Source organism: Pedobacter sp. AC464 (assembly GCF_979253075.1).
In genome coordinates this window covers 1442698-1463950 of record NZ_CEEDBV010000002.1, presented here as the reverse complement: position 1 = coordinate 1463950, position 21253 = coordinate 1442698, and the positions used below count along the sequence as shown (strand labels likewise).

Sequence of the window (21253 nt, the reverse complement as noted above, 5' to 3'; positions counted from 1 at the left end):
GCAATCCCGAACTTTTTTAAAAAAGCATCCTTTGTTGTAATCGCAACGTTAAAATAAAATATCGCTGCAAAGCCATAAAAATATAATGGCTAATATTGCATCGATGAATACCGGTTTATACAATCCTTTCCAGGGTTTCGATTTTTTATACAAGAAATGTTTTCTGAGCGGCAACACCTTCAATTCCCCGGTTTTGCAGGTACCTTTAATTCCTAAATGGCTGCTAAAACAAGCGGGCTTAAGCGGCGAAGAGCAAATTCAGTTTCTTGATGAAAGTATCCGCTCGTACAATACCCTGGTTATTCCGGTAAACAGCGAAGTAAATACACAGTTTTTAAATCCTTTGGAGGCAAAAATTGAGCAGGCTTTTGAAGCTGGATTTGATGCCGTTTCAACATTGCCAGAACTTGACTTGTTCAACTGGATTGGTAAGTTTTTATATGGCTTTGTGTACATCGAAATGCATTCAGCCTTGCGCAAAGAAATGACAGCAGATGGCTTGAATATGTCGCAATCTTTAATGATGAAATTTGCCAACCTGAATTTCATGATGCAAAACTTATACACGAGTTTAGAATTTGAGGATTTTACACCATGGTCTATAATCGTGGTAAAACTCGAAGATGAAGCAACGCCATTTAGTTTTCGCGATGAGATAAACACGCTTACCTTCTCGTTAAAAATGAAGAATTTTGGGATTATTGCCTGCTTACAGGATAATGGAACCAACAAACGTTACCATCAGGAAATAATTGACGAAGTTAAAGGAAAAGCTTTAAGTGCAGAACAGTTTGAGGAGTTAACCGCCAGGTTTTATTATTCTGCTTACCTTTTTAACAGATTGCCCGAATACACTTTTATGCCTGTAGAAGGCACAACCTATATAGAAGCAATGCCTCTTCGCGGAAATATGAGCAAACCGCTTTTTGATGTTTGGCAACATAAAATTTATGCCCAGGTTTTGGAAAACTTCTGGAAACCCTGGGGCTATGTTAAGTTCGAAATCATTAAGAACCCTGATGAGCCGATGAGCTTCTTCGCAAAGCCCTGTTTACCTGCCGCCGGTTAAAGCAGTAATAAAATTCTGGATGATGCCTGGCACAAATATAATAGTGAAAATCAGGCCTGTTAAAGCGCCGTAGAAATGCGCATCATGGTTTATGCCATCTCTGGAGTTTTTTGACGCATAAGCGCAGTAAATCAAATAAAGAAAGCCAAAAATATAAGCTGGAATATCAAAAGGTATAAATAAAATTCTGATTCCTGAGGTTGGATTGAAGAGTATAAAACTAAAAAGTACGCCGCTTATTGCACCCGAAGCGCCCAGGCTATTGTAGTTAAAGCTATCTTTATATTTATACACTGTAGGGATGTCGCTCAGAATTAAGCAAACAAAATAAAGTAAGCCGAATCGCCAGCTTCCCATCATCGCTTCCAGTGTAAAAGCGAAGGCATAGAAGGTAAACATGTTAAACGCCAGGTGCATCCAATCTGCATGGATTAGCCCGCTCGTAATTAAAGTGAAAACATTTTTACCCTTTGCAACGCTGTATGGATGCAGCATAAACTTCCCATAAAGGCTGTTATCGTAAAATGCATAAAGACTTGTAATAATGGTGAAAACAAAAATAAGTGAGGCAACTGGCGCCACGTTAAAAAATTCCATTTAAGTTTAGTTTAATTCGAGTTTTACATTTGTTACTAAACGCGAAACCGGGTATCTGTTGTGTGTTTTTTCATAATAGTCAGAATTTTTGTACACGAATTCCAACTGGGCCGATCCACTTTTCGCAAACGCGGTGTCGGCTGCTTTTTTCGCCTCTAATTTAGCTTTTAATTCAGGATTATTTTTCAACAATTCTGCACCTGTATCTTCAAAAACATAAGCCGAGTAATGCTCCTTCATATCCAGAATTGAATCGAAAAAATTCCAGTTAAAATATGAATCCGTTGCTTGGGGTTCCAGCGTTTCGATGATATAACGGTTGCTCGCCTGGTTTGTGTAAACCAGAAAATCGCCTGCATAATACTGTAAAGACTGTTCAACCGGCCTAACTTTTACGCTACTGTGCAAATAGTGGCCCTCATATGGTCTGGTTCCGGTTTTAAAATCATCAATATAATAACTTTCAACTTTAAGCTTCGTATCTGCCTTAAGCTGTTCAACTTTTACATTATTCAACTTAAGCAAAGCGATAACTTTATCCCAGGCTTTCGGTATAATGTAAGCAACTGGTTTTTGAATGCTTATGGCAGCCTCAAACTTGTTATACGCTTTAATGTTTCTGGTAAATGGTTTGCTCCTATCGTAAAAAAGCCTGTCGTAGCCACTAATTGCGCTGGGCTCTTTACCTGCCTCGAAACCTTTAAATGGTATACTATCTACATCGTTCCTGTTAAGCTTCCATTCCAGTGGAAACGCTTTCTGTGCAGCAACCAATTCATCCGCCTTACGTTTATTTTCGCCAATAATTTTCGCGTCGCGTTGTATAACATCCACATAGCTTTGAAGCAGCTTGTAGGTTGCATCAACACGTAAATCGAATGATTTCAGCATGTGCGTTTCTGGCATAAACCCAATGGCGTTATGCAGGGTGGTATATCCGGTAGAATAACGTGGCGACTCAATAAAGCCGGTAATTCCGGTCTCCGGCGTTTCCCCAATTGAATTTACGTACGGCACCATTGGGTAACCTTTCGCTTCCATTGCTTTATACAAATCCGGCACCAATGTTTTGGTTAAATACCCGGATAGGAGGCCATTTAATTTATCCTTTTGCGTCGGAATGAGCGTCATCACATATTGGTAATCAGCGCCGTTACTTGTATGGGTGTCGACAAATATTTCAGGTTGCCAGGTATTAAAAATCAACTGGAAAGCGGCAGAATTTTTAGAATCAGTTTTGATAAAATCACGATTTAAATCGAGGTTTTTACTATTCCCCCTGAAACCATAGGCAACAGGCCCGTTCTGGTTGGCCCGTGATGTTCCGGTTCGGTTAAAGCTACCATCAATATTGTATATAGGAATGATACAGATGACAACATTTGCCGGCAATCTATTGCCTTTAAGTAAATCGCGTGCCAACATCATAGAGGCATCAATACCTTCCGGTTCACCAGGATGGATGCCATTATTAATCAGAAAAATCCGCTTATGTTGTTTCCGTATTTCGCTCGGGTTAAAAACCTTATCCTTCGATAAAACGAGTAAATGTAACGGTTTATCAAAATCGGTATTACCATAAGTTAGCAGTTTTGCCTGGGGATGATTTTTTGCTAAAGCTTCATAGTAAGAAATTGCAGCCTTGTAGGTTGTTGTTTCCTTTTTACCGCTTTTTTCGTAGGGGGTTTGCTGAGCCAGAACAGCAACATTGCTAAAAAGCAACAAAAACACGAATAATCTGTTCATGTTGGGATATTAAGATTTAAGGAATTATTAGAGTGTTTTGCGATAAACTTTAATATTACCGAAATAATATTTAAAGCCAACGCTGTAAACGTTGTACGTGTCCGGGTCGTAGTTTTTAAATCTGCTTTCGGGGTCGTTATAACCATCTAAACCCTCGCCAAAAGTAAAATTACTTTGCGCATTAAAGTTAAGCACATAACGAACGTAACCCCAGCCATCATTAAAATAAAAGTTGATACCCAGATTTACCGGCACCCAAAGATTTACACTTTTATCTTCGCCTGGAAATGGCCCGTATCCGGGATCATATTCTGCCCAACTTGGCTTGTAACGCACAATATCTGTTATATTGTTGTTTATTGCACCAACACCAATGCCGGCATACAAGCCTTTAATATTGTATAAGAAATTGGTTTTATTGTAATTTATGAATTCACCCAGCGCAAATTTCAGGTTGGCGTTTATGCCGGTATATTTATTTACAAACTGCCTGTTATGGGCATCGGTAACAATATCGCCACCCTGAACCATGCCGTACTGGGCTTCCAATCCGCCTGTAATAAAAGGTGTAAAATGATGATCGATGTTACCGGCAATCGTGTAACCCCAATTCCCTTTAACAACATCAGTTTTAGAATAATTTGGACCTCCACTAAAACCATACGACCATTTAAAGTAATTTGACTGAGCTTCAGAAAAAAGGGCAAAGAACAGGAAAAAAAAAGTAAGGGATGTAAGCTTCAGTGGTTTATACGTCATATTGTTTTTTTACAAAAATAATATGTTTATTGAATATCCATAACTTTTAGCTTTGTAATTATGACAATGTACAAAAACTTTAACGGAACATTAGCAAACAGATTCATCAGCTACGCTGAAATAGATACACAATCTGACCCAGAATCGCCAACTTGCCCATCAACGGAAAAGCAAAAAACGCTTGGTGAAAAACTTGTTAAAGAACTTTTGGAATTTGGTTGTACCGATGCGCACATGGACGAAAACGGTTATGTATATGCAACTGTTCCTGCTACCTCACCTAAAAATATGCCGGTAATTTGCTTTTGTTCACACATGGATACGTCGCCCGATTGCAGCGGAGCGCAGGTGAAACCAATCATTCATCGCAACTACCAGGGCCAGGATCTTGTTTTACCTGATGACGAATCGATAGTAGTTAAACTTGCCGATCATCCGGATCTCGAACACCAAATTGGAAACGATATCATAACCGCCAGTGGCACTACCTTACTTGGCGCAGATAACAAGGCGGGAGTTGCTGAAATTATGGAAGCCGTTGGTTTTTTAATGGAAAACCGGCACATAAAACACGGCCGTATTAAAGTTTTATTTACACCTGATGAGGAGATAGGGCGGGGTGTAGATAAGGTCGACCTGAAAAAGGTTGCGGCCGATTTTGCTTACACCGTTGATGGCGAAACTTTAGGTTCTATTGAAGATGAAACATTTTCTGCCGATGGCGCAACATTAACAATAAACGGCGTGAGTACGCACCCGGGCTTTGCAAAAGGGAAAATGGAGAGCGCCATAAAAATACTGGGCGATGTTTTATCGGCTTTGCCAAAACTTAACCTAACGCCCGAAACTACTGCAGAAAAAGAAGGTTTCATTCATCCCGTTGCCATAAAAGGGCAGGTAGAGCAAGCCGAAGCGCAGTTTATTATCCGCGATTTTACCGATGAGAAATTAACAGAACACGAAAACATATTGAAAGAAACTGTTGAAAAGGTGATTAAAAATTACCCGAATTCGAGCTATAACTTAACAGTGAAAGCACAGTACAGAAATATGAGACAGGTATTGGATAAGCATCCACAAATTGTTGCTTATGGCATTGAGGCAATAGAACGCACCGGCGTAAAAGCAAAAAAACAAAGCATTCGCGGAGGTACCGATGGCTCCAGGTTATCGTTTATGGGTTTGCCTTGCCCCAACATTTTTGCAGGTGAGCATGCATTTCATAGCAAACGGGAATGGGTGAGTGTGCAGGATATGGAAAAAGCGGTGCAAACCATCGTAAACATCGCCTGCATTTGGGAAGAAAACAGCTAATTTCCAGTTGCAGGCTTACCGAACCTAAATTAATCTTCCTGGCCAATATCCAGCCGGTTGATTTTGCCTTCTTTGTTAATTTTAAATTTGAAATAGGTATTAAAATCGCCCCACTGACTGGAATGGAAATTGCCATAAACATCAAGGCCGTTATTTTCTACCTTATCAATACTTGTAAACCACTCGCGACCTAAACCTTTCTTAAAAAAGTTGTTAAACTGCATCTGGTTTCCATCATCATAAAGCGCAACATCCTGGGCAAACATGGCAAACCACGCTTTGGCATCGCCTTTTTGTAACGCAACAATGGCCGCCTTAACTTTTGTATTTGTAAGCTTGCTTAAATCGATAGCCATATTTATTTTTTGGAGTTGATTAATACTAAGCAACATCGGCGAAGCCAGATGCCAAGTTTACAAGTTGCAAAATATACAGCTCGCCCTCCATGTAACTCAGGGAACAGCTTGCAAACTGCCGGTTCAACATCGTGTTCATCACAATTCTTCCGCATTTACTAAATTCTATTTGTTATGGTTTAAAAATAGTGAAAACATGTAAGCAAACAAGCTTGGCAAAACAATTCGGGAGGAAAAAATTTTAACTATTTTCGAAAGGCAGTTAAAAGTTGCGCCAAATTTGTTACTTTTAAATGTAATGATACGACTTGAAAACGACTTTTTAAAAGTAGAAATAGCGACAAAAGGGGCAGAACTACAGGCGCTTTTTAGTAAAGAAACTCAGATTGAATATTTGTGGAATGGCGATGCAAATTTCTGGGGCAAACATAGTCCGGTTTTATTCCCGATAGTAGGCTCGCTAAAAAACGACAGCTATATTTATAAAGATAAAACCTACCATTTACCAAGGCACGGTTTTGCCAGAGACCATGAGTTTACAGCAACACAACTAACGAATACGGAGGCCGTTTTTACCCTAACAGATACCGCTGATACTATAAAAGCTTATCCTTTCCCATTCGAATTAAAACTCAATTACCGCATCATTGAAAGGAAGCTAAGCATCAGCTACACGGTTACGAATAAAGGCACGGCTAAAATGTATTTTTCGCTCGGTGCGCATCCAGCTTTTGCTGTGCCCAATACGCCAGGCACTAAATATGAGGATTATTACCTCGCATTTAATGATGATGAACGGTTAACCTTTTGGAAACTCGATGAAGGTTTAGTTGCCAACGAAACGGAAACAATTGAATTGAACAGCCATAAGTTAACGCTAAAACACGACCTTTTTTATAATGATGCTTTAGTTTTTAAAACACTCCAGAGCAATTGCATCAGTTTATTAAATACCAAAAATGATTATGGTTTGCACTTCCATTTTGATGACTTCCCATTTTTTGGAATCTGGGCAGCTAAAGATGCACCTTTTGTATGCCTCGAGCCTTGGTGTGGCGTAGCCGATGGCATTAACCACAACCAGAAACTAACAAATAAAGAAGGGATTACAAAACTCGAAGCCGGCAAAAGCTGGGAGCGTTGCTGGGAAGTAGAGTGTTTTTAAATTCGCTGTACCCTAAAGTTGTCTTAAACACACCCATTTAATCATCTTTCGGTTGATTAGTTTCGTTTAACAAAAAAACGAAAATGATTAAAATGCACCCTTACTTAAACTTCTACGGCCAGGCCGAGGAAGCTTTCAACTTCTACAAATCGACTTTTGGAGGGGAATTTATTGCATTAATGAGAATGGGCGACATGCCAGATGCAGATAAATTACCTCAGGAGGAGCAGCACCTTATCATGCATATTTCGCTGCCAATAAATGAAAACCTCGTTCTTATGGCATCAGACTGTGTTCCATCTGCCAAACACGTACTAACCAAGGGCAACAGTATGTATATCAGTGTTAGTCCGGATAGCCGCGAAGAAGCTGAACGCCTGTTTAATGGCCTATCAGCCGGGGGCGATATCGAAATGCCGCTGGAAGATCAGTTTTGGGGCGATTACTTTGGAAGCTTTAAAGACAAATATGGCATCTGCTGGATGATTAATTTCGGTGCTTATCAATAATTATAGAAGCCATTGTCTCGGGAGGGTGGTCGAAAAATCTAAATGATAATAATATTTACGCAGCGCAATCTTTGTTCAAAGTGATAGAATTAATGTTTGGAAATGAACACTCCGGTGTTTATGGCGGTCGGTAGCCCCGCTATCGCCTATAGCCTTGCTCGTTCCTCGCTTCGGGCTACCTGGCTCTATCGGGTTTAGAAACGAAGGTTAGTTGCCATACTTTTTTGATTGAAATAATGACCACCTGCAATACTTTGGTTAATAGCCCCGACATAAGCGGAAATATTTTTGGTTGCAAATACCTTAAAATTTGTACAAACATTGCCCAAAAGATTGTAGTGTCGGCGGGACAGAACCCATTCGAAGAACTACTGCCCTTTGCGCTCCGAAATAGCAAAAAATTACGGGCGCTAAATTCTTAGTTAACCGTTAAAGTTGGGAGAATTAATGTTTGGAAATGAACACTTCGGTGTTTATGGCGGTCGGTAGCCCCGCTATCGCCTGTAGCCTTGCTCATTCCTTGCTTCGGGCTACCTAGCTCTATCGGGTTTAGATACGAAGGTTTGTTGCCATTCTCTTTTGATTGAAATAACCACCTCCTGCAATACTTTGTTCAATTGCCCCGACATAAGCGGAAATGCTTTTGGTTGCAAATACCCTAAAATTTGTACAAACATTTGCCAAAAGATTGCAGTGTTGGCGGGACAGAACCAATTCGAAGAACTACTGCCCTCTGCGCTCCGAAATAGTAAAAATTACGGGCGCTATACCTTTAAAAACAATTGCAGAAAAATTTCCGAACCGGCGCTTTATTGCTTCGTCAGCGCTTCCCAGATTACATCATATACCCCCGGCGCTGCAAGCCTTTTGTCTATTTTCCAATCCGTAATCAGAACAGCTTTAAATGCATCAGCCACGCCAATTCTTCCGTGAGAACCTTTAACGAGCGTCGCATCGAGTGGAATTACATCCATCACATATCTAAATCCCGACTTTTTTCTAAGCAGTTTATAGCCGGCGCGAAGCTTAGATGACATGAACATTTCTACCGGGTCGTAACCGGGTTTTTTATGGATATCAACACACCTTGCATAATCCGGTGCTTTCGAATCATCGAGCCAGAAATAATAAGTAAACCAGCTGTTTTCTTTCGCTGTAACCACAAAATCGCCCGAGCGTTCGTGATTAATATTGTGTTGTTGCTGTTCGTTTTTATCTAAAACCAAATCTACTCCGGGCGTATTTTTAAGCAGGCTTTTTACCTGTTCGGTAACGCTTTTATCATTTATGTAAACATGTGCAACCTGGTGATCGGCCACAACAAATGCCTTGGAAGCTCCGGGGTCCAGCAATTCTAAACCACGCTCTTCTCTAATCCCGATTAAACCGTTTTCTCTAAAAATCCGGTTCAAATGTATCGGTTTACTCACGGGTTCGATGCCATACTCCGAAAGCAGAATAATTCTGGCGCCCTTTTTCTCGTAAAAGGTAACCAGTTCTTCAACCAGCTTATCTATTTCAATTAATTCAGTGCTAATTTTATTTAAATCCGGACCAAATTTTTGGAGGCAATAATCTAAATGAGGCAGGTAAATTAAGCTAAGGGTTGGGTTGTGCAGCTGCTCGGTTTCCATTGCGGCATCGGCAATCCACCGGCTCGATTTAATATTTGCGCCTGGTCCCCAGAATTGAAATAAAGGAAACTGTCCAAATTTTTGCTGTAAGTGATCTCGAAGTTCGGCGGGTTGTGTATAGCAGTCGGGCAGTTTACGGCCATCGGCAAGGTAATTTGGACGTGGTGTTGCCGAATAATCGGCATTGGAATACATATTATACCACCAAAACATGTTAGCGCAGGTAAAAGATGGATCTGCTTTTTTTGCGCTGTCCCAAATTTTTTCACCGTTAACAAGCTTGTTAGATTGTTTCCAGAATTTAATTTCGCTGTCCACATTATCGTACCAGCCATTTCCAACAATGCCATTTTCCGAAGGATATTTTCCGGTGAGGTAGCTAGATTGCACACTTGTAGTTACCGCTGGCAATAATGGCTCGATGTTGGTAAAATTCTTGCCTGCGATATATTTTTTAAGGAAAGGCGTATGCTCGCCAATTACGGATGAAGATAAGCCAACGATATCTATAACAACTGTTTTATGCATAACTTAAAATTCTAAAATATTTTTTACCCAACGCAACTCGCGTATAATTGAATCGTTTAGAGGCGCCTTTAATGCTGCCGGAAGCACTTCCCAGGTGTAAGTTTCTACCTCCAAGTGGTTTGTAAAGGGATTTTTTTTATGATAATCCAAAACGGATTTAATGTCTGCCTGGGTAGACTGCACTAAGCCCATGTCTTCAACAAAAATCGGCACATGGAAATGCGCCCGCCATTCTCTGGCATTTGTATTTTCTTTATCAGCCAAAGCATTTGATAAGTCCGGGTAACGGATTAAGCGCCCATCATGCTGTTGCGCAATTACCTGGTGCAAATAGGTCGGCTCATCAAAACGGCCAAGCGCATTAATCACCAGATTTCTTTCTTCAGCAACTTCAGGTAATTTAGCCTTCAAAGCTGCACTAATCTGGATTTTTCCTACAGAAATTCCTTTAGCTTTCAGCTCATCAATAATGTCAGCATGCGGCTCATAACCGATCGCAAAATGGCAAACATCATAACATAAACAAATATGTTCTCGTATCACGTCGCCGGTGAGCTTACCGGATTGTAGCAAAACATTTTCATACCAGTCGATAAATTCGGGGCCGGATTCTAAGAAGCCATCTGGTTCCGGCTCAATGTCCAGGTGGAGGGTTTTTCCGCTCTTCGCTTTAATTGTGCTCAATTCTTCGGCAACTTTTAAAATATGCTTGGTCGCGACAATGGTGGCAACTTGGCGCTCTTCCAGGTCAGAAAACCATGGTTTATAACTCAAAGGAGAAGTTGAAATCCCGCCGTCTATCCCTTCAGGAATAAGCTCTGCAAGGATGTGAAATAAGCGAATGGTATACTCAAGGCGTTCAGTGGTTGTCCAGTCGGGCGCATGAACCTGATCTTTTACCCTCGTGTGGTGGAAGCCTCCATAAGGAAATCCGTTCATGGTAAATACATACCCACCATTATCGTTTAGCCATTTTTTAAATTCATGCAGATGATTCGCCTCTAAAATTTCGATGCTTGCAAGGTTAGACAGGCGTAGCCCGATACCCATTGGTTGCTCTGGAGATAATGAAGCTTTTAAAACCGGAAAGCTATCTTTTAAAACTGAAAAATGTGTCGCCCAGCTTTCGCCTGCATAAATATTTGTACAGAAAGTTAAATGTGCTGAATTAATTTCCATAACAGTTAAGTTGTAGATTGAAGATTTGCCTGATGGTTGAGTATCTCCGCAGCCTGTTTTAATAATGCTGTGTCCATTTCATGAACTTCCTCTCCGCTGCCAATTCCTGTTAACAAAGTAATGGTTAACTCGCCACCCAAATGTTCCCGAAACTCTTCCAGGCCTTGTAAAATCGGACTATCGCCGTTAGTTACCTGTAACAATGGATGTGTGCATTCAAATCCTAGCACCTGGATCAGTTTTATAACCCTTTGTGCATCAGCTTCGCTTATCCTTCCGGATAATTGTGCGTAAACAGTATCTAGCGCAATGCCCATAGCCACGGCTTCTCCATGCCTGATTTCGAAATTGCTGAGGTACTCGAGCTTATGGGCGCTCCAGTGGCCAAAATCGAGCGGGCGGGCAGAACCGCTTTCGAAGGGATCGCCGCTTCTGATGTGCTCCATGTGCAATTTTGCACACTTCCATATCTGATAATTCATTGCCTCCATGTTGCGGTTTGCCATTGCTTCGGCATTTGCTTCAAGCCATTCGAAAAATTGTCGGTCTTTAATTAAAGCTACTTTTACCGCCTCGGCAATACCTGAGCGCCAATCGCGATCAGATAAAGTGTGCAGAAACAAAGCATCATTAAAAACGGCAACAGGTGGTGAAAACGTACCTAAAAAATTCTTTTTATTAAAATAATTGATGCCATTTTTAACGCCGACACCCGAATCGTTTTGCGATAAAACTGTTGTTGGGATGCGGATATGTTTAATGCCACGGTGCGAAACATTTGCCGCATAGCCAACCATATCAAGCACAGCGCCGCCGCCAATGGCCGCGATAAATGAATGACGATCGATTCCGTAAGTGTTTACCGCCTCCAATACTTTATCAAAATATTGTGTCTCGTTTTTTACGACCTCGCCCCCTGGGATAACCAGAAAATCAGTAACCAACTGTGTGTGATTGTATTTTTCGAAGTAATTTTTTATCGATGCCTTTAAATCAGGATGTGCATTTACAACACCCTCATCTAATACGAAAAAAATCTTTTTTGCCGCCTTTGCCGGGTTTAGACCAGCCAGAAAGTTGTTAAATAAATCATTTTCAACTGAAAAAAGCGAAGAGGTAAAGAAGACATTAAAGTTGTATTGAACAGTAAAGCTTTGTTGTAAATGTTCCATATAAAGTGGATAATCTTTTTGCTAAAGTTAAGAAATCAGGTAACAGCGAATAATTTCGAGAGCCAGATAGATAAGGGCAACAATGCCGCGATGATGAAAGCGAGCAACAATGCATCGAAAGTTACCGCCCAGGCGGCGTCCATCAAAATTAAGGAGATAACACCAGCCTTTACTGCGCCACCAATATTTTTCCCGATGGGATTTTTAATGGCTTTGGATAATGGCCTGAATATCATCCAGGCGAAAGGTAAAAGAAAGAGCAGCGACCATAACAAACGGTCGTTTGTAAAACTAAACCAGGCAATACTGCCAATTACAACTGCGTATAAAACCGCCGCCAGGTAAAGGTTCTTCGTATTGCCGCCATGTACCTCTCCACGGCTCGTCATGGTTATCGAAAAGATATAAATCACCGGAATTATAGCCAGTAAATAATGTTGTTGCAACATAGCCGGCACAATGCTTAAACCGAGCGATAGGTTTAAACCGCGGCAAATGCCCATTGTTAGCGGACCGAAAAAAGGATGATGCTTGCCAATTTTATTGTATAGTAATGCAAAGCAACTTACACCAAACGCCAGTAAGCCTGAAGTTAAACTTGTTAAGGCTGCAAGCACAATTCCCGAAATCAGCAATGCTGTTCCTAAAATCGTTGCATTCGTTAAACTGATTATGCCGCTCGGTATTGCACGTTCCGGCCTTTCAATTTTATCAAGTTCGGCATCAAAAACATCGTTAAACACAATACCGCCACCGTACAAACAGGCGGTGGAAAGGCACAGACAAAATATTGTTAACCAAGGCGTACCGTTGCCGTTAATCAGAATACCTGAAATGGCAATACCGGCAAGAATATCTGCAACCGATGTTACAATGTTTGCAGGGCGCATGATGCGCAGGTAAGCGAATAATTTTCCCAAGGCTACTTAACTGATGATGATCGAAGATTTATCTGTACGGGGCTGTTGCCCGCCACGTAAAATGGTATTGCCTTCAAATTTTTCCGTCTGGTCTATGTTTTTAGGCGCGGTAAAATCAGCTTCGTCTATTTGTCCGCTTTGCGCAAACGCGGTAATGGCATTGCGGTAAGTTACCAGTTCTATATCCGCATCGCTGATGCCTTTGAGCTTCATTAACGCCGCAGTTTTAGGCACTGCCAAGGGGTCGCTTATGCCCCAATCGGCAGCAGAATTTACCATTATGCGTTCCGAACCATATTGTTTTACGATTTCCACCATCCGTTCATTGCCCATTTTTGTAAATGGATAGATGGTAAAAGCAGCAAAGAAACCACGGTCTAAAACCTCTTTTACGGTTTCCTCATTGTTATGGTCGATAATGATTTGATAAGGATCCAAGCCATGCTCCAAGGCAATATCCATGCTGCGCTGGGTTCCCTTTTTCTTATCACGGTGCGGCGTATGGATTTGAACCGGAAGGCCGGCTCCTTTCGCCAGTTCCAACTGCTGGCGGTAGTACTTTTCTTCGGCAGCGGTTTGGTCATCAAAACCAATTTCACCGATACCTACAACACCTTCTTTATAAATAAACAGAGGCAAAATTTCCATTACCTGTTCAGCAAGTGCCTCGTTATTCGCTTCGCGAGAGTTTAGGCCAATGGTGCAATAATGTTTAATGCCAAATTGCGAAGAGCGGAACCGCTCCCAACCGATAAGACTGCTGTAATAATCTCTGAAACTATCCAGACCGGTACGTGGCTGCCCCAACCAAAAGGCCGGCTCAATCAGCGCAACAACACCGGCATCAGCCATGGCCTGGTAGTCATCGGTTGTGCGGGAAGTCATGTGCACATGCGGATCGAAAAACTTCATTCCCTTTACGGCACTTATATCAAAGGCTTCAGGTTCACCCATCATCGCCTTATCTCTTTCAATTGAGTTGCTGCAACACATTTTATAACATTTTAATTTGTAGTCGGATTTTTTCTATTTACCTGGCGTGCTAAGTTCGGGAATTTGGCTGATATATGCTTTGGCAGGTGCATAATCAGACTTAGAAATGGCAAGTGCAATGTCTTCATGTTCTGCCTTATCATTATTATTTAAACCAATCTTAATGGCTTCGAAAATCTGTTCATTTATAAAGGGACCAGTTAACCGCCACAATTCCGGGTTTACCTTTCGCCCGGCGGCATACCGCTCACGGGCATAATCACTCAGTGTTAAAGCAAGCTGTTCGTTGGCACGCACCTCTAAACCATTTATTTTGCCAACGTTTTTCTCAGTAAAGAAGGCTTTTAAAACCAATTGGTTCCAGGCAGCCTCATCAAGGTATGTTGAAGGATAAGGATTGTTTTCCATTATCGATTCCAAAACCGAACCAATATTGCTTCTGATACCTTCAGCACATCTTTTCACCCAGGTTGTTGGTTCAGCTAAAAAAGGCAATGCCGAATACAAAGCCACGGCTTCATTCATTTCCGCAGCTAAAAATAATTGCTCGATAAGCGGATGTGATTTTTCAGCATCAGTAAAACTCTGAATGCTCAGCAGCCAGACCCTGGCCAACCTATCAATACTCCAATCGATTACATATGCTATCCCTGCTGCTTCGGCGCCTTGCTTCTGCAAATCTGAAACCCGCAGGCGAGCTTTTCCTGTTTTTCGGGGTAGCATTACAAAAGCCTGCCCTAATTTGTTGATTTCACCGGCAGAACCCGCCATTTTAAGCCATTCAAACGCACTTTGCTCGGTATTATCTTCTATAATGTTTAAAAGCAGTTTATTTATATTCGCAAAATCATCACTAATCGCCATAAGAAACACGTTTTATTTATGCAAAAACCCCTGTCGTAACCAAATAGTTTATCAGCAAGGCACCGGCAATAATAAGCAAGCCGAAAAACTCCCGGGTTTGCTCTATGTAAGGTTTTGTAGCCTGCATGCTTTCTACCAGACTTGGCTTGTTGTACTTTGTAATCCAATCGCGGACGCCATCTTTTGCAAAGAAAATTTTAGTCGCATAGATTAAGTAAAATGCAATTAAAGCAAGGTAAACGTAAGGATAAAATAAACCCGCAGCAGCCAGGCCACAACAAATTGCAGCAGCCATATAAATGGGAACCCATAGCCATGAGTCTTTATCATTGAGGTTAACGTAGGCAAAACCGATAAAGGAAATGCAGAAAATTACATTAAGTATTATTAAAATCATTTAAATATATTTCTAAAGGAGTTAGCTAAATCGATTTTCTTTGCTTAACAAAGTTATTTAATTCGAATACTATTTTACACTAAAGATTGTAAATTATATATAGCTTTAAAAGTTTATGACAAAAATATCGGGATAAGAATATGTGCAATGACTCCTTGTAATTAAGCAAACCGCAACATGCGAAACAAGAAAAGGAGTACAATCGCACTCCTTTTAATTATCATTTAGTAAGATAGCTTATTGCTGAACTTTAATCTCTGTTCTCCTGTTCAACATTCTGCCTTCTTCGCTATCGTTACTGGTAATCGGATCTTTTTCTCCGTGTCCAACAATGGTGAAGTTAGCAGCTTTAAGGCCTGCATTTACAAAATAAGACTTTACCGAGTTTGCCCTGTCTTCAGATAATGAAAAATTATGTTCAGGTGTGCCTTCTGCGGATGAGTAACCGTTTAAGACAAATTTCGTATCGGGCGATTTTTTCATTTCTGTTACCGCTTTATCCAAAATAGAGAATGATGCCGTTTTCAAAACGGAAGAATTAAATTCAAACTGAATGTTATCTAAATTAAAATTAGGCTTATCAACCGGAGCAGCTTGTTCTGCCACTTTCTGCGGTGCTGGTTCGGGCTTTTTCTCTTCAACAGGAGGAGCCGGTTTTGCAACAGGCGCCGGATCAGGCTTGGCCACCATTTTCTTTGCTTTACAAGCGTACATGGTGATTACTGATAATCCGATGAGCGCAGAAAATAAATAGTTCTTTATAAAATTCATTTTTAACAGGTTAATAGGGTTTCTGATTTTTAAATAATAACGGCTTTTTTCCCGATAACTTATCTAAATAGAAAAACTGGCTACCTGTAACCTGTTCTCGTGGCAGAAAAAATGAAAGTTTTGCACAAACGCCTCATCCGCCTACCGGCACCTTCTCCGGAAGAGAAGGGATCAAGCAAGAAACTAAGTATCCCTGCAATGTGCGCCATGTTGTTCGGCATAGGAACGGATAGAAGGATAGCCCGTTGAAAGTTTTGCGCTAATGCCTCATCCGCCTACCGGCACCTTCTCCGGAAGAGAAGGCATCAAGCAAGAAACTTGTTATCCCTGCAATATGCGCCTTGCTACTCGGCATAGGAAGGGATAGAAGGGTAGACCGTTGAAAGTTTTGCACTAATGCCTCATCCGCCTACCGGCACCTTCTCCGGAAGAGAAGGGATCAAGCAAGAAACTTGTTATTCCTCTAATTTGCGCCATGTTGTTCGGCATAGGAACGGATAGAAGGATAGACCGTTGAAACTTTTGCACTACCATTAAAATAATTCTGTACAAGGCAGCGCGTCCTGCCCGATTTTTCATCGGGTGCTTGCGCTGCCGCAATAAAAGTTTCGACGAGGATAGCCGATATCAGTTCCAAGCCTTGATTTTTTTGTTACTTTTTTGATCAAGCAAAAAAGTAAAGCCCTTCGGTGGCCAACCGAGAAAAGGAAATAGCAGAAAAAAAGAGGTCATCACTTCAATCCACATAAAAATTTGAGCGACGTCAAAAAACGTCCCAGCACTCCTGCTATTCCAGATACGGCAATTGAACGCTTCGCAAAAACCACAAGTCATTGCGTTTTTCAAAGAAAAAAAATAACCTGTTCTGAATCAAACGGTTACTTAAGGACTGGCTGACGACAAAAGCTTGTGAACCATTATCTGCATAAAGCACAGAACTAAACATCAAAACTTCCTGGTCGACGCTGTTTTTTATTTTCCGGGCGCTGCCTTTGAAGGTTTTGGTTGAAACCGATTTCCAGCGCCTATCAGGAACGAGCGACTTAAACTTGCGCACAAAAGACCATCCACTACTGAGAAACGTAGAAATGCTATCGTTTGTATGCTCTTCTGACAGGTACACCCCGATCTCCAAAAGACTTTGCTCGCCAATAAAAAATTGTCTAGGATAAGGTACTTCTCGATCTGCAGGATACAATTTATCTACCGCCTTTTCATAAATGATAAGATCTGCAGCGGTAGGCGCAGTTTGTTGTGCAACCACAGAACCTGCGCCCGCCATCAGAATCACCATTAGAAAATATTTCAATGTTTTCATCGCAGTTTATCGATAATCCAGACTGTTATTTCGCAGGTTTAAACTTCTCAACCCGGTTTATAATCGGTTTCAAACTTCTCAGATAAGCATAAATGGCCTTCAAATCTGTATTCTTCATTCCGGCATACATCATCCAGGGCATTGGGCTATTCATTTCGTTTTTTCCAACTGCTGGTGCATGATATGAAGAGTCGGCGTAAAGCTTAAATCGAGACACAAACGCCTGCTCGCTCCAGCTGCCGATACCGGTTGCTTTATCAAAAGTAATGTTTGGAGTAGTTACCGTACCGCCCGGTTGAACAAATTCCATTCCGCCCCCAAATTCGGTACCTTTAACTACCGCACCTTTGTCTGTTTTGCTGTGGCAATCTACACAACCCGCTGCATTAACTAAATAAGCGCCGTATTTTACGGTATCTGCTGTTGAAGGCTTCTGCTCAAAAGCAGGCTTTTGCGGCATGGTATTGATGATGAAATTAACCGGAAAATCAGACTTTGATTCTGGAATGTTTTTTTCTATTGGTTGAAGTGTTCTGATGTAGGCAATGATGTCGTAAATATCCGCTCTGTCCATTTTACCGAAGCGGTGTGCCGCCATTACCGGAAAAAGTGCTTTTCCATTCTTGTTTACACCGCTGGTTACCGCCCGGAATATTTCTCCGTCAGTCCAGTTTTTTAGCGCAGCAGGGGTTAAGTTGGCCGCGTAGTATACACCCGGAAAACCCATCTGCTGATTAAACACCTCACCGCCTGCACCAAATCCTTCAGCCTTCATCGGACCAGCAAATTTGGTCCAGTCACGGGAGCTGTGGCAGTCCATACAAACTGTAACATGGTTTGCCAGGTACTTTCCATTTTCAATCCGCTCTGGTGTAGCGTTAATAGAAATTTTAGGGGCATCGCCAACATTTGGCAGTGCAAATTTAACGTAGCTTCCTGCGGCAACAACCAATAGGATAATGAGTCCGAAGAGGACGAGGAGAACTTTGAGCGTTTTCATTTCGATTTGTTTTTTTAGCTAAAATAATCAAAATATTTAATTTGCAAATAACTAATAATCAAAAAGATGCACAACTTTTAAGCATACCCTGGCCTCGGGAAAAGCCTATACTAAAACGCTGCTCTGTTTTCCAGCTTTGCCAATTTTATGGCGAGGAACGTTTAGGAAGGCGGCTTGTCGCAAACCCCGATACAAACATTCAAAACTTTAATTGCCTTAAATTGTTCCTTTCAAAGTTTAACCATTGCACCAGAAATATGATCAGCCCAAAACCACTACTTTCAGAAAACGCCAAAGATTTTATCGATTATGCACTCGATGTAATTAAAACAATGGATGGTGCGCCAGAGCACAACTTAGAAGCGCAGGAAGTCGTTAATCAAAAACTCGCAAAACTGAAAGACTATGTAGATGTATTAGCTGCTTCTTACCACGAAACCGTACCGAAGATATCAGAAACCCCGTTAGATACAAACACCGGGCAATTTAGTGGTACCGGACATAGCTAAGATCTAACTGTCTTCGAACGCTTTTTTAATGAAGTCCATTTTAAGGATGCCGTCAAATTAATATCTTTGCCGCAGTTTTTAAAGAAGCGTAAAGTAGATCATGAGTACCGAGAAAGAAGATATGGTTTCGAACTGGATAAAAGAAAATGGCAATCCGGCAATTGAAAAGTTAACACAAATAAACCTCGAAACTGCAGGCAAGGTTGCCGAAATGCTTAATGAGAAGGGCCTAAACGCAGGCAACCTCGCCCAGCTAATGGATACGCACGTAGCTGAAGTTAATAAATGGCTAAACGGAAAACATAATTTCAGCGAACAAACCCTGGCAAAAATCACCTCAAGCTTAGCATCTAATAACTAAGGGCATCCCTCTGGTTGGCTAACTAAAGGCATGCCGAAATTCAACGGGCGACATATTCGTTTTCTTTTTAAATAAAGTGCTGAAAGATTGTGCATGCTCAAAACCCAGTGCATAAGCAATTTCACTTACCGATAAGCTTGTTGCCGAAAGCTTTTCCTTCGCCTTTTCGATAAGTTTCTCGTGTATATGCTGCTGTGTATTCTGCCCCGTGTGTACACGCAACAAATCACTCAGGTAGTTCGGCGTTAAATTCATCTGCCCCGCAATATGCTGCACGGTAAGCAGGCCATGTTTTGCAACATCATTTTTATGAAAATAATCGTTAACCAGTTGCTCAAATTTTGCGAGAACCTGGTGGTTATTGTTTCTGCGGGTAATAAACTGGCGCTCGTAAAAGCGGTTCGAATAATTCAGCAGAAGTTCAATCTGCGATAAAATAATCTCCTGAGTATGCCGGTCTATATGGCTGCATTCTTTATTTATTTTATCGAGGATAACAATTAAATCCTCTTCTTCCTCAGCAGAAAGGTGCAGCGCCTCATTAACGGCATAAGAGAAGAAGCCATAATTGTTAATAGCAGCCGCCAGCGGATGCTTGATTAAGAAATCGGGGTGAAAAATAAGCAGGTATCCGGAACCGCATTCCATATTGTGCAGATCGAGTTGCTGCACCTGATTGGGCGCCGTGAAGCTGAGTACGCCTTTGTCATAATCGTAATGTTGCTGGCCGTACTTTATCTTCCCGGTTGCGTCTCTTTTGAGCGCCACACAATAGAACATATTCACAAATCCCTTCCAGATTTCATCTTCCAGAAAAATACATTTGGCCAGGTTAATCACGCTTACCTGCGGGTGCAGCGGCTCTGGTAAAGACAACAGCTTGTGGAACTGCGATATCGATTTAATAGCGTTCATAATACGAATTAAGGATAAAGAATTTTAGAATTACGGCTGCACCGGTATAAAATGCAGCCATTAATATTGCTAATCGATAAGGCCCATACTAAACTCATCATAAGGATTACCAGTATCGGTACCCAGCGGCACGATGCTTTCCAGCCTGTTCAAATCGGCGTCGGACAACACAATGCTGGCGGCGGCGATATTTTGCTCCAGGTATTTCCGCCTTTTCGTTCCGGGAATAGGCACAATGCCCCTGGCCATAATCCAGGCGAGCGCCAGTTGTGCTGAGCTGATGTTCTTTTCGGCAGCCAAAGCTTCAATTGCGGCAACAAGTTCCAGGTTTTTGTGAAAATGGCTTTCCTGAAAACGCGGTATTCCTCTTCTGAAGTCATTTTCAGGCAGGTCATCAATATTGCGGATTTGTCCGGATAGAAATCCCCTTCCCAGCGGGGAGTAAGCCACAAAGCCAATGCCCAGTTCTTTTAAGGTTTGCAAAACACCCCGCTCCTCAACCCCACGTTCGAAGAGCGAATATTCACTCTGTACCGCCGTAACCGGATGCACGGCATGTGCTCTTCTTACCGTTTCAGAAGAGACTTCCGACAGGCCGATGTAGCCAATTTTACCTTCTTTTACCAATTCGCTCATGGCACCGACCGTTTCTTCAACCGGCGTGTTTTTATCCAGGCGATGCAGGTAATACAAATCGATGTAATCGGTATTCAGGTTTTTCAGCGATCGCTCTACTGCCTTTTTAACATAATCTTTTTTGCCGTTAATGGCCCAGGTTACTTTATTTTCATCGTTAATTTCCCAGCCAAACTTCGTGGCAATGGTATATTTATCCCGGTTGCCGGCAATGGCCCTGGCAATAAGCTGCTCATTTTTAAGCGGACCATATAAATCGGCCGTATCCAAAAAGTTGCCGCCCAGTTCAAAGGAGCGATGAATGGTTGCAATGGCTTCCTGCTCATCGGCCCGCCCATACATATGTGCTTCCTCAAAACCTGTCATCCCCATACAACCTAAACCGATTGGTACAACTTCAAGTCCTGCGCTACCTAATGCTATTTTTTTTAATTCCATAATGTTGTTGTTTTTCATGATTCAAAAGTGCGGAACTTTCAGGAAGCGCATGTTTGCTAAGCCCCGAATCTTGTATGCAAAACAAGGAATTGAAAATCATTTG

Annotated in this window: 22 protein-coding genes; 6 read left to right on the top strand and 16 right to left on the bottom strand. The window is 41.6% G+C overall.

Features of this window, described 5'->3' with window-relative positions; translation table 11 throughout:
- The first annotated feature begins 85 nt into the window (after window positions 1–85).
- Window positions 86–1069, top strand: a complete 984-nt coding sequence (locus AC0IWT_RS17250; RefSeq protein WP_471798092.1) for a hypothetical protein — start codon at window positions 86–88, stop codon at window positions 1067–1069.
- On the opposite strand, the gene AC0IWT_RS17245 is transcribed toward AC0IWT_RS17250, so the two are convergent.
- From AC0IWT_RS17245 to AC0IWT_RS17235, 3 genes are read right to left on the bottom strand one after another with little or no spacing between them, the layout of a single operon-like run.
- Entirely contained in the window at window positions 1052–1666 is a 615-nt protein-coding gene (locus tag AC0IWT_RS17245) for a rhomboid family intramembrane serine protease (protein WP_056869047.1), read from the bottom strand. The two genes, AC0IWT_RS17250 and AC0IWT_RS17245, sit on opposite strands and share 18 nt — an antisense overlap.
- 6 nt (window positions 1667–1672) lie before the next feature.
- On the bottom strand, window positions 1673–3412 hold the full coding sequence (locus AC0IWT_RS17240; protein ID WP_471798091.1) for a M14 family metallopeptidase: 1740 nt from the start codon (window positions 3410–3412) through the stop codon (window positions 1673–1675).
- 27 nt (window positions 3413–3439) lie between these two features.
- Window positions 3440–4171, bottom strand: coding sequence for a hypothetical protein (locus AC0IWT_RS17235; RefSeq protein ID WP_471798090.1), 732 nt, complete (start codon window positions 4169–4171; stop codon window positions 3440–3442).
- Between the two features lie 60 nt (window positions 4172–4231).
- Here AC0IWT_RS17235 and pepT point away from each other — a divergent pair, with 60 nt between their 5' ends.
- Window positions 4232–5485 (top strand): peptidase T, encoded by a 1254-nt coding sequence (gene pepT / locus AC0IWT_RS17230; protein WP_471798089.1) that lies wholly within the window; start codon window positions 4232–4234, stop codon window positions 5483–5485.
- 29 nt (window positions 5486–5514) lie between these two features.
- On the opposite strand, the gene AC0IWT_RS17225 is transcribed toward pepT, so the two are convergent.
- Window positions 5515–5841 carry a hypothetical protein gene (locus AC0IWT_RS17225; protein WP_471798088.1) on the bottom strand — a complete coding sequence of 109 codons (327 nt, stop codon included), beginning with the start codon at window positions 5839–5841 and terminating at the stop codon, window positions 5515–5517.
- A gap of 298 nt (window positions 5842–6139) precedes the next feature.
- On the opposite strand from AC0IWT_RS17225, the gene AC0IWT_RS17220 reads away from it, so the two are divergent.
- Complete coding sequence (locus AC0IWT_RS17220; RefSeq protein ID WP_471798087.1) at window positions 6140–7006, top strand: aldose 1-epimerase family protein; 867 nt, start codon at window positions 6140–6142, stop codon at window positions 7004–7006.
- Window positions 7007–7089: 83 nt separating this feature from the next.
- On the top strand, window positions 7090–7515 hold the full coding sequence (locus AC0IWT_RS17215) for a VOC family protein (RefSeq protein WP_471798086.1): 426 nt from the start codon (window positions 7090–7092) through the stop codon (window positions 7513–7515).
- 809 nt (window positions 7516–8324) lie between these two features.
- On the opposite strand, the gene AC0IWT_RS17210 is transcribed toward AC0IWT_RS17215, so the two are convergent.
- The 10 genes from AC0IWT_RS17210 to AC0IWT_RS17165 all read right to left on the bottom strand — a co-directional run bounded on the left by AC0IWT_RS17210 (window position 8325) and on the right by AC0IWT_RS17165 (window position 18291).
- Window positions 8325–9677 (bottom strand): alkaline phosphatase family protein, encoded by a 1353-nt coding sequence (locus tag AC0IWT_RS17210; protein WP_471798085.1) that lies wholly within the window; start codon window positions 9675–9677, stop codon window positions 8325–8327.
- Window positions 9678–9680: 3 nt separating this feature from the next.
- Entirely contained in the window at window positions 9681–10856 is a 1176-nt protein-coding gene (gene eboE / locus AC0IWT_RS17205; RefSeq protein ID WP_471798084.1) for a metabolite traffic protein EboE, read from the bottom strand.
- A gap of 5 nt (window positions 10857–10861) precedes the next feature.
- Window positions 10862–12028: a 3-dehydroquinate synthase gene (locus AC0IWT_RS17200; protein ID WP_471798083.1), complete on the bottom strand. Its 1167-nt coding sequence runs from the start codon at window positions 12026–12028 to the stop codon at window positions 10862–10864.
- 35 nt (window positions 12029–12063) lie between these two features.
- Window positions 12064–12948 carry a UbiA-like protein EboC gene (gene eboC, locus AC0IWT_RS17195; protein ID WP_471798082.1) on the bottom strand — a complete coding sequence of 295 codons (885 nt, stop codon included), beginning with the start codon at window positions 12946–12948 and terminating at the stop codon, window positions 12064–12066.
- 6 nt (window positions 12949–12954) lie between these two features.
- On the bottom strand, window positions 12955–13941 hold the full coding sequence (locus AC0IWT_RS17190) for a TatD family hydrolase (RefSeq protein ID WP_471798081.1): 987 nt from the start codon (window positions 13939–13941) through the stop codon (window positions 12955–12957).
- Window positions 13942–13974: 33 nt separating this feature from the next.
- Window positions 13975–14805, bottom strand: coding sequence for an EboA domain-containing protein (locus tag AC0IWT_RS17185; protein ID WP_471798080.1), 831 nt, complete (start codon window positions 14803–14805; stop codon window positions 13975–13977).
- A 16-nt stretch (window positions 14806–14821) separates the two neighbouring features.
- The gene (locus tag AC0IWT_RS17180; protein WP_471798079.1) at window positions 14822–15202 is read right to left on the bottom strand and encodes a transmembrane 220 family protein; all 381 of its coding nucleotides are present in this window, start codon (window positions 15200–15202) and stop codon (window positions 14822–14824) included.
- Between the two features lie 237 nt (window positions 15203–15439).
- Entirely contained in the window at window positions 15440–15973 is a 534-nt protein-coding gene (locus AC0IWT_RS17175) for an OmpA family protein (protein WP_471798078.1), read from the bottom strand.
- 787 nt (window positions 15974–16760) lie between these two features.
- A complete protein-coding gene (locus AC0IWT_RS17170) occupies window positions 16761–17291 on the bottom strand; it encodes a hypothetical protein (protein ID WP_471798077.1) in 531 nt (176 codons plus the stop codon).
- 25 nt (window positions 17292–17316) lie between these two features.
- Entirely contained in the window at window positions 17317–18291 is a 975-nt protein-coding gene (locus AC0IWT_RS17165; RefSeq protein ID WP_471798076.1) for a c-type cytochrome, read from the bottom strand.
- Window positions 18292–18548: 257 nt separating this feature from the next.
- Here AC0IWT_RS17165 and AC0IWT_RS17160 point away from each other — a divergent pair, with 257 nt between their 5' ends.
- Together AC0IWT_RS17160 and AC0IWT_RS17155 are read left to right on the top strand one after the other, a co-directional pair.
- On the top strand, window positions 18549–18800 hold the full coding sequence (locus AC0IWT_RS17160) for a hypothetical protein (protein WP_471798075.1): 252 nt from the start codon (window positions 18549–18551) through the stop codon (window positions 18798–18800).
- Between the two features lie 100 nt (window positions 18801–18900).
- Window positions 18901–19161: a helix-turn-helix domain-containing protein gene (locus AC0IWT_RS17155; RefSeq protein WP_471798074.1), complete on the top strand. Its 261-nt coding sequence runs from the start codon at window positions 18901–18903 to the stop codon at window positions 19159–19161.
- An 18-nt stretch (window positions 19162–19179) separates the two neighbouring features.
- On the opposite strand, the gene AC0IWT_RS17150 is transcribed toward AC0IWT_RS17155, so the two are convergent.
- Window positions 19180–20076 carry a helix-turn-helix domain-containing protein gene (locus tag AC0IWT_RS17150; RefSeq protein WP_471798073.1) on the bottom strand — a complete coding sequence of 299 codons (897 nt, stop codon included), beginning with the start codon at window positions 20074–20076 and terminating at the stop codon, window positions 19180–19182.
- A 69-nt stretch (window positions 20077–20145) separates the two neighbouring features.
- Window positions 20146–21150: an aldo/keto reductase gene (locus AC0IWT_RS17145; RefSeq protein WP_471798072.1), complete on the bottom strand. Its 1005-nt coding sequence runs from the start codon at window positions 21148–21150 to the stop codon at window positions 20146–20148.
- Window positions 21151–21253 lie beyond the last annotated feature (103 nt).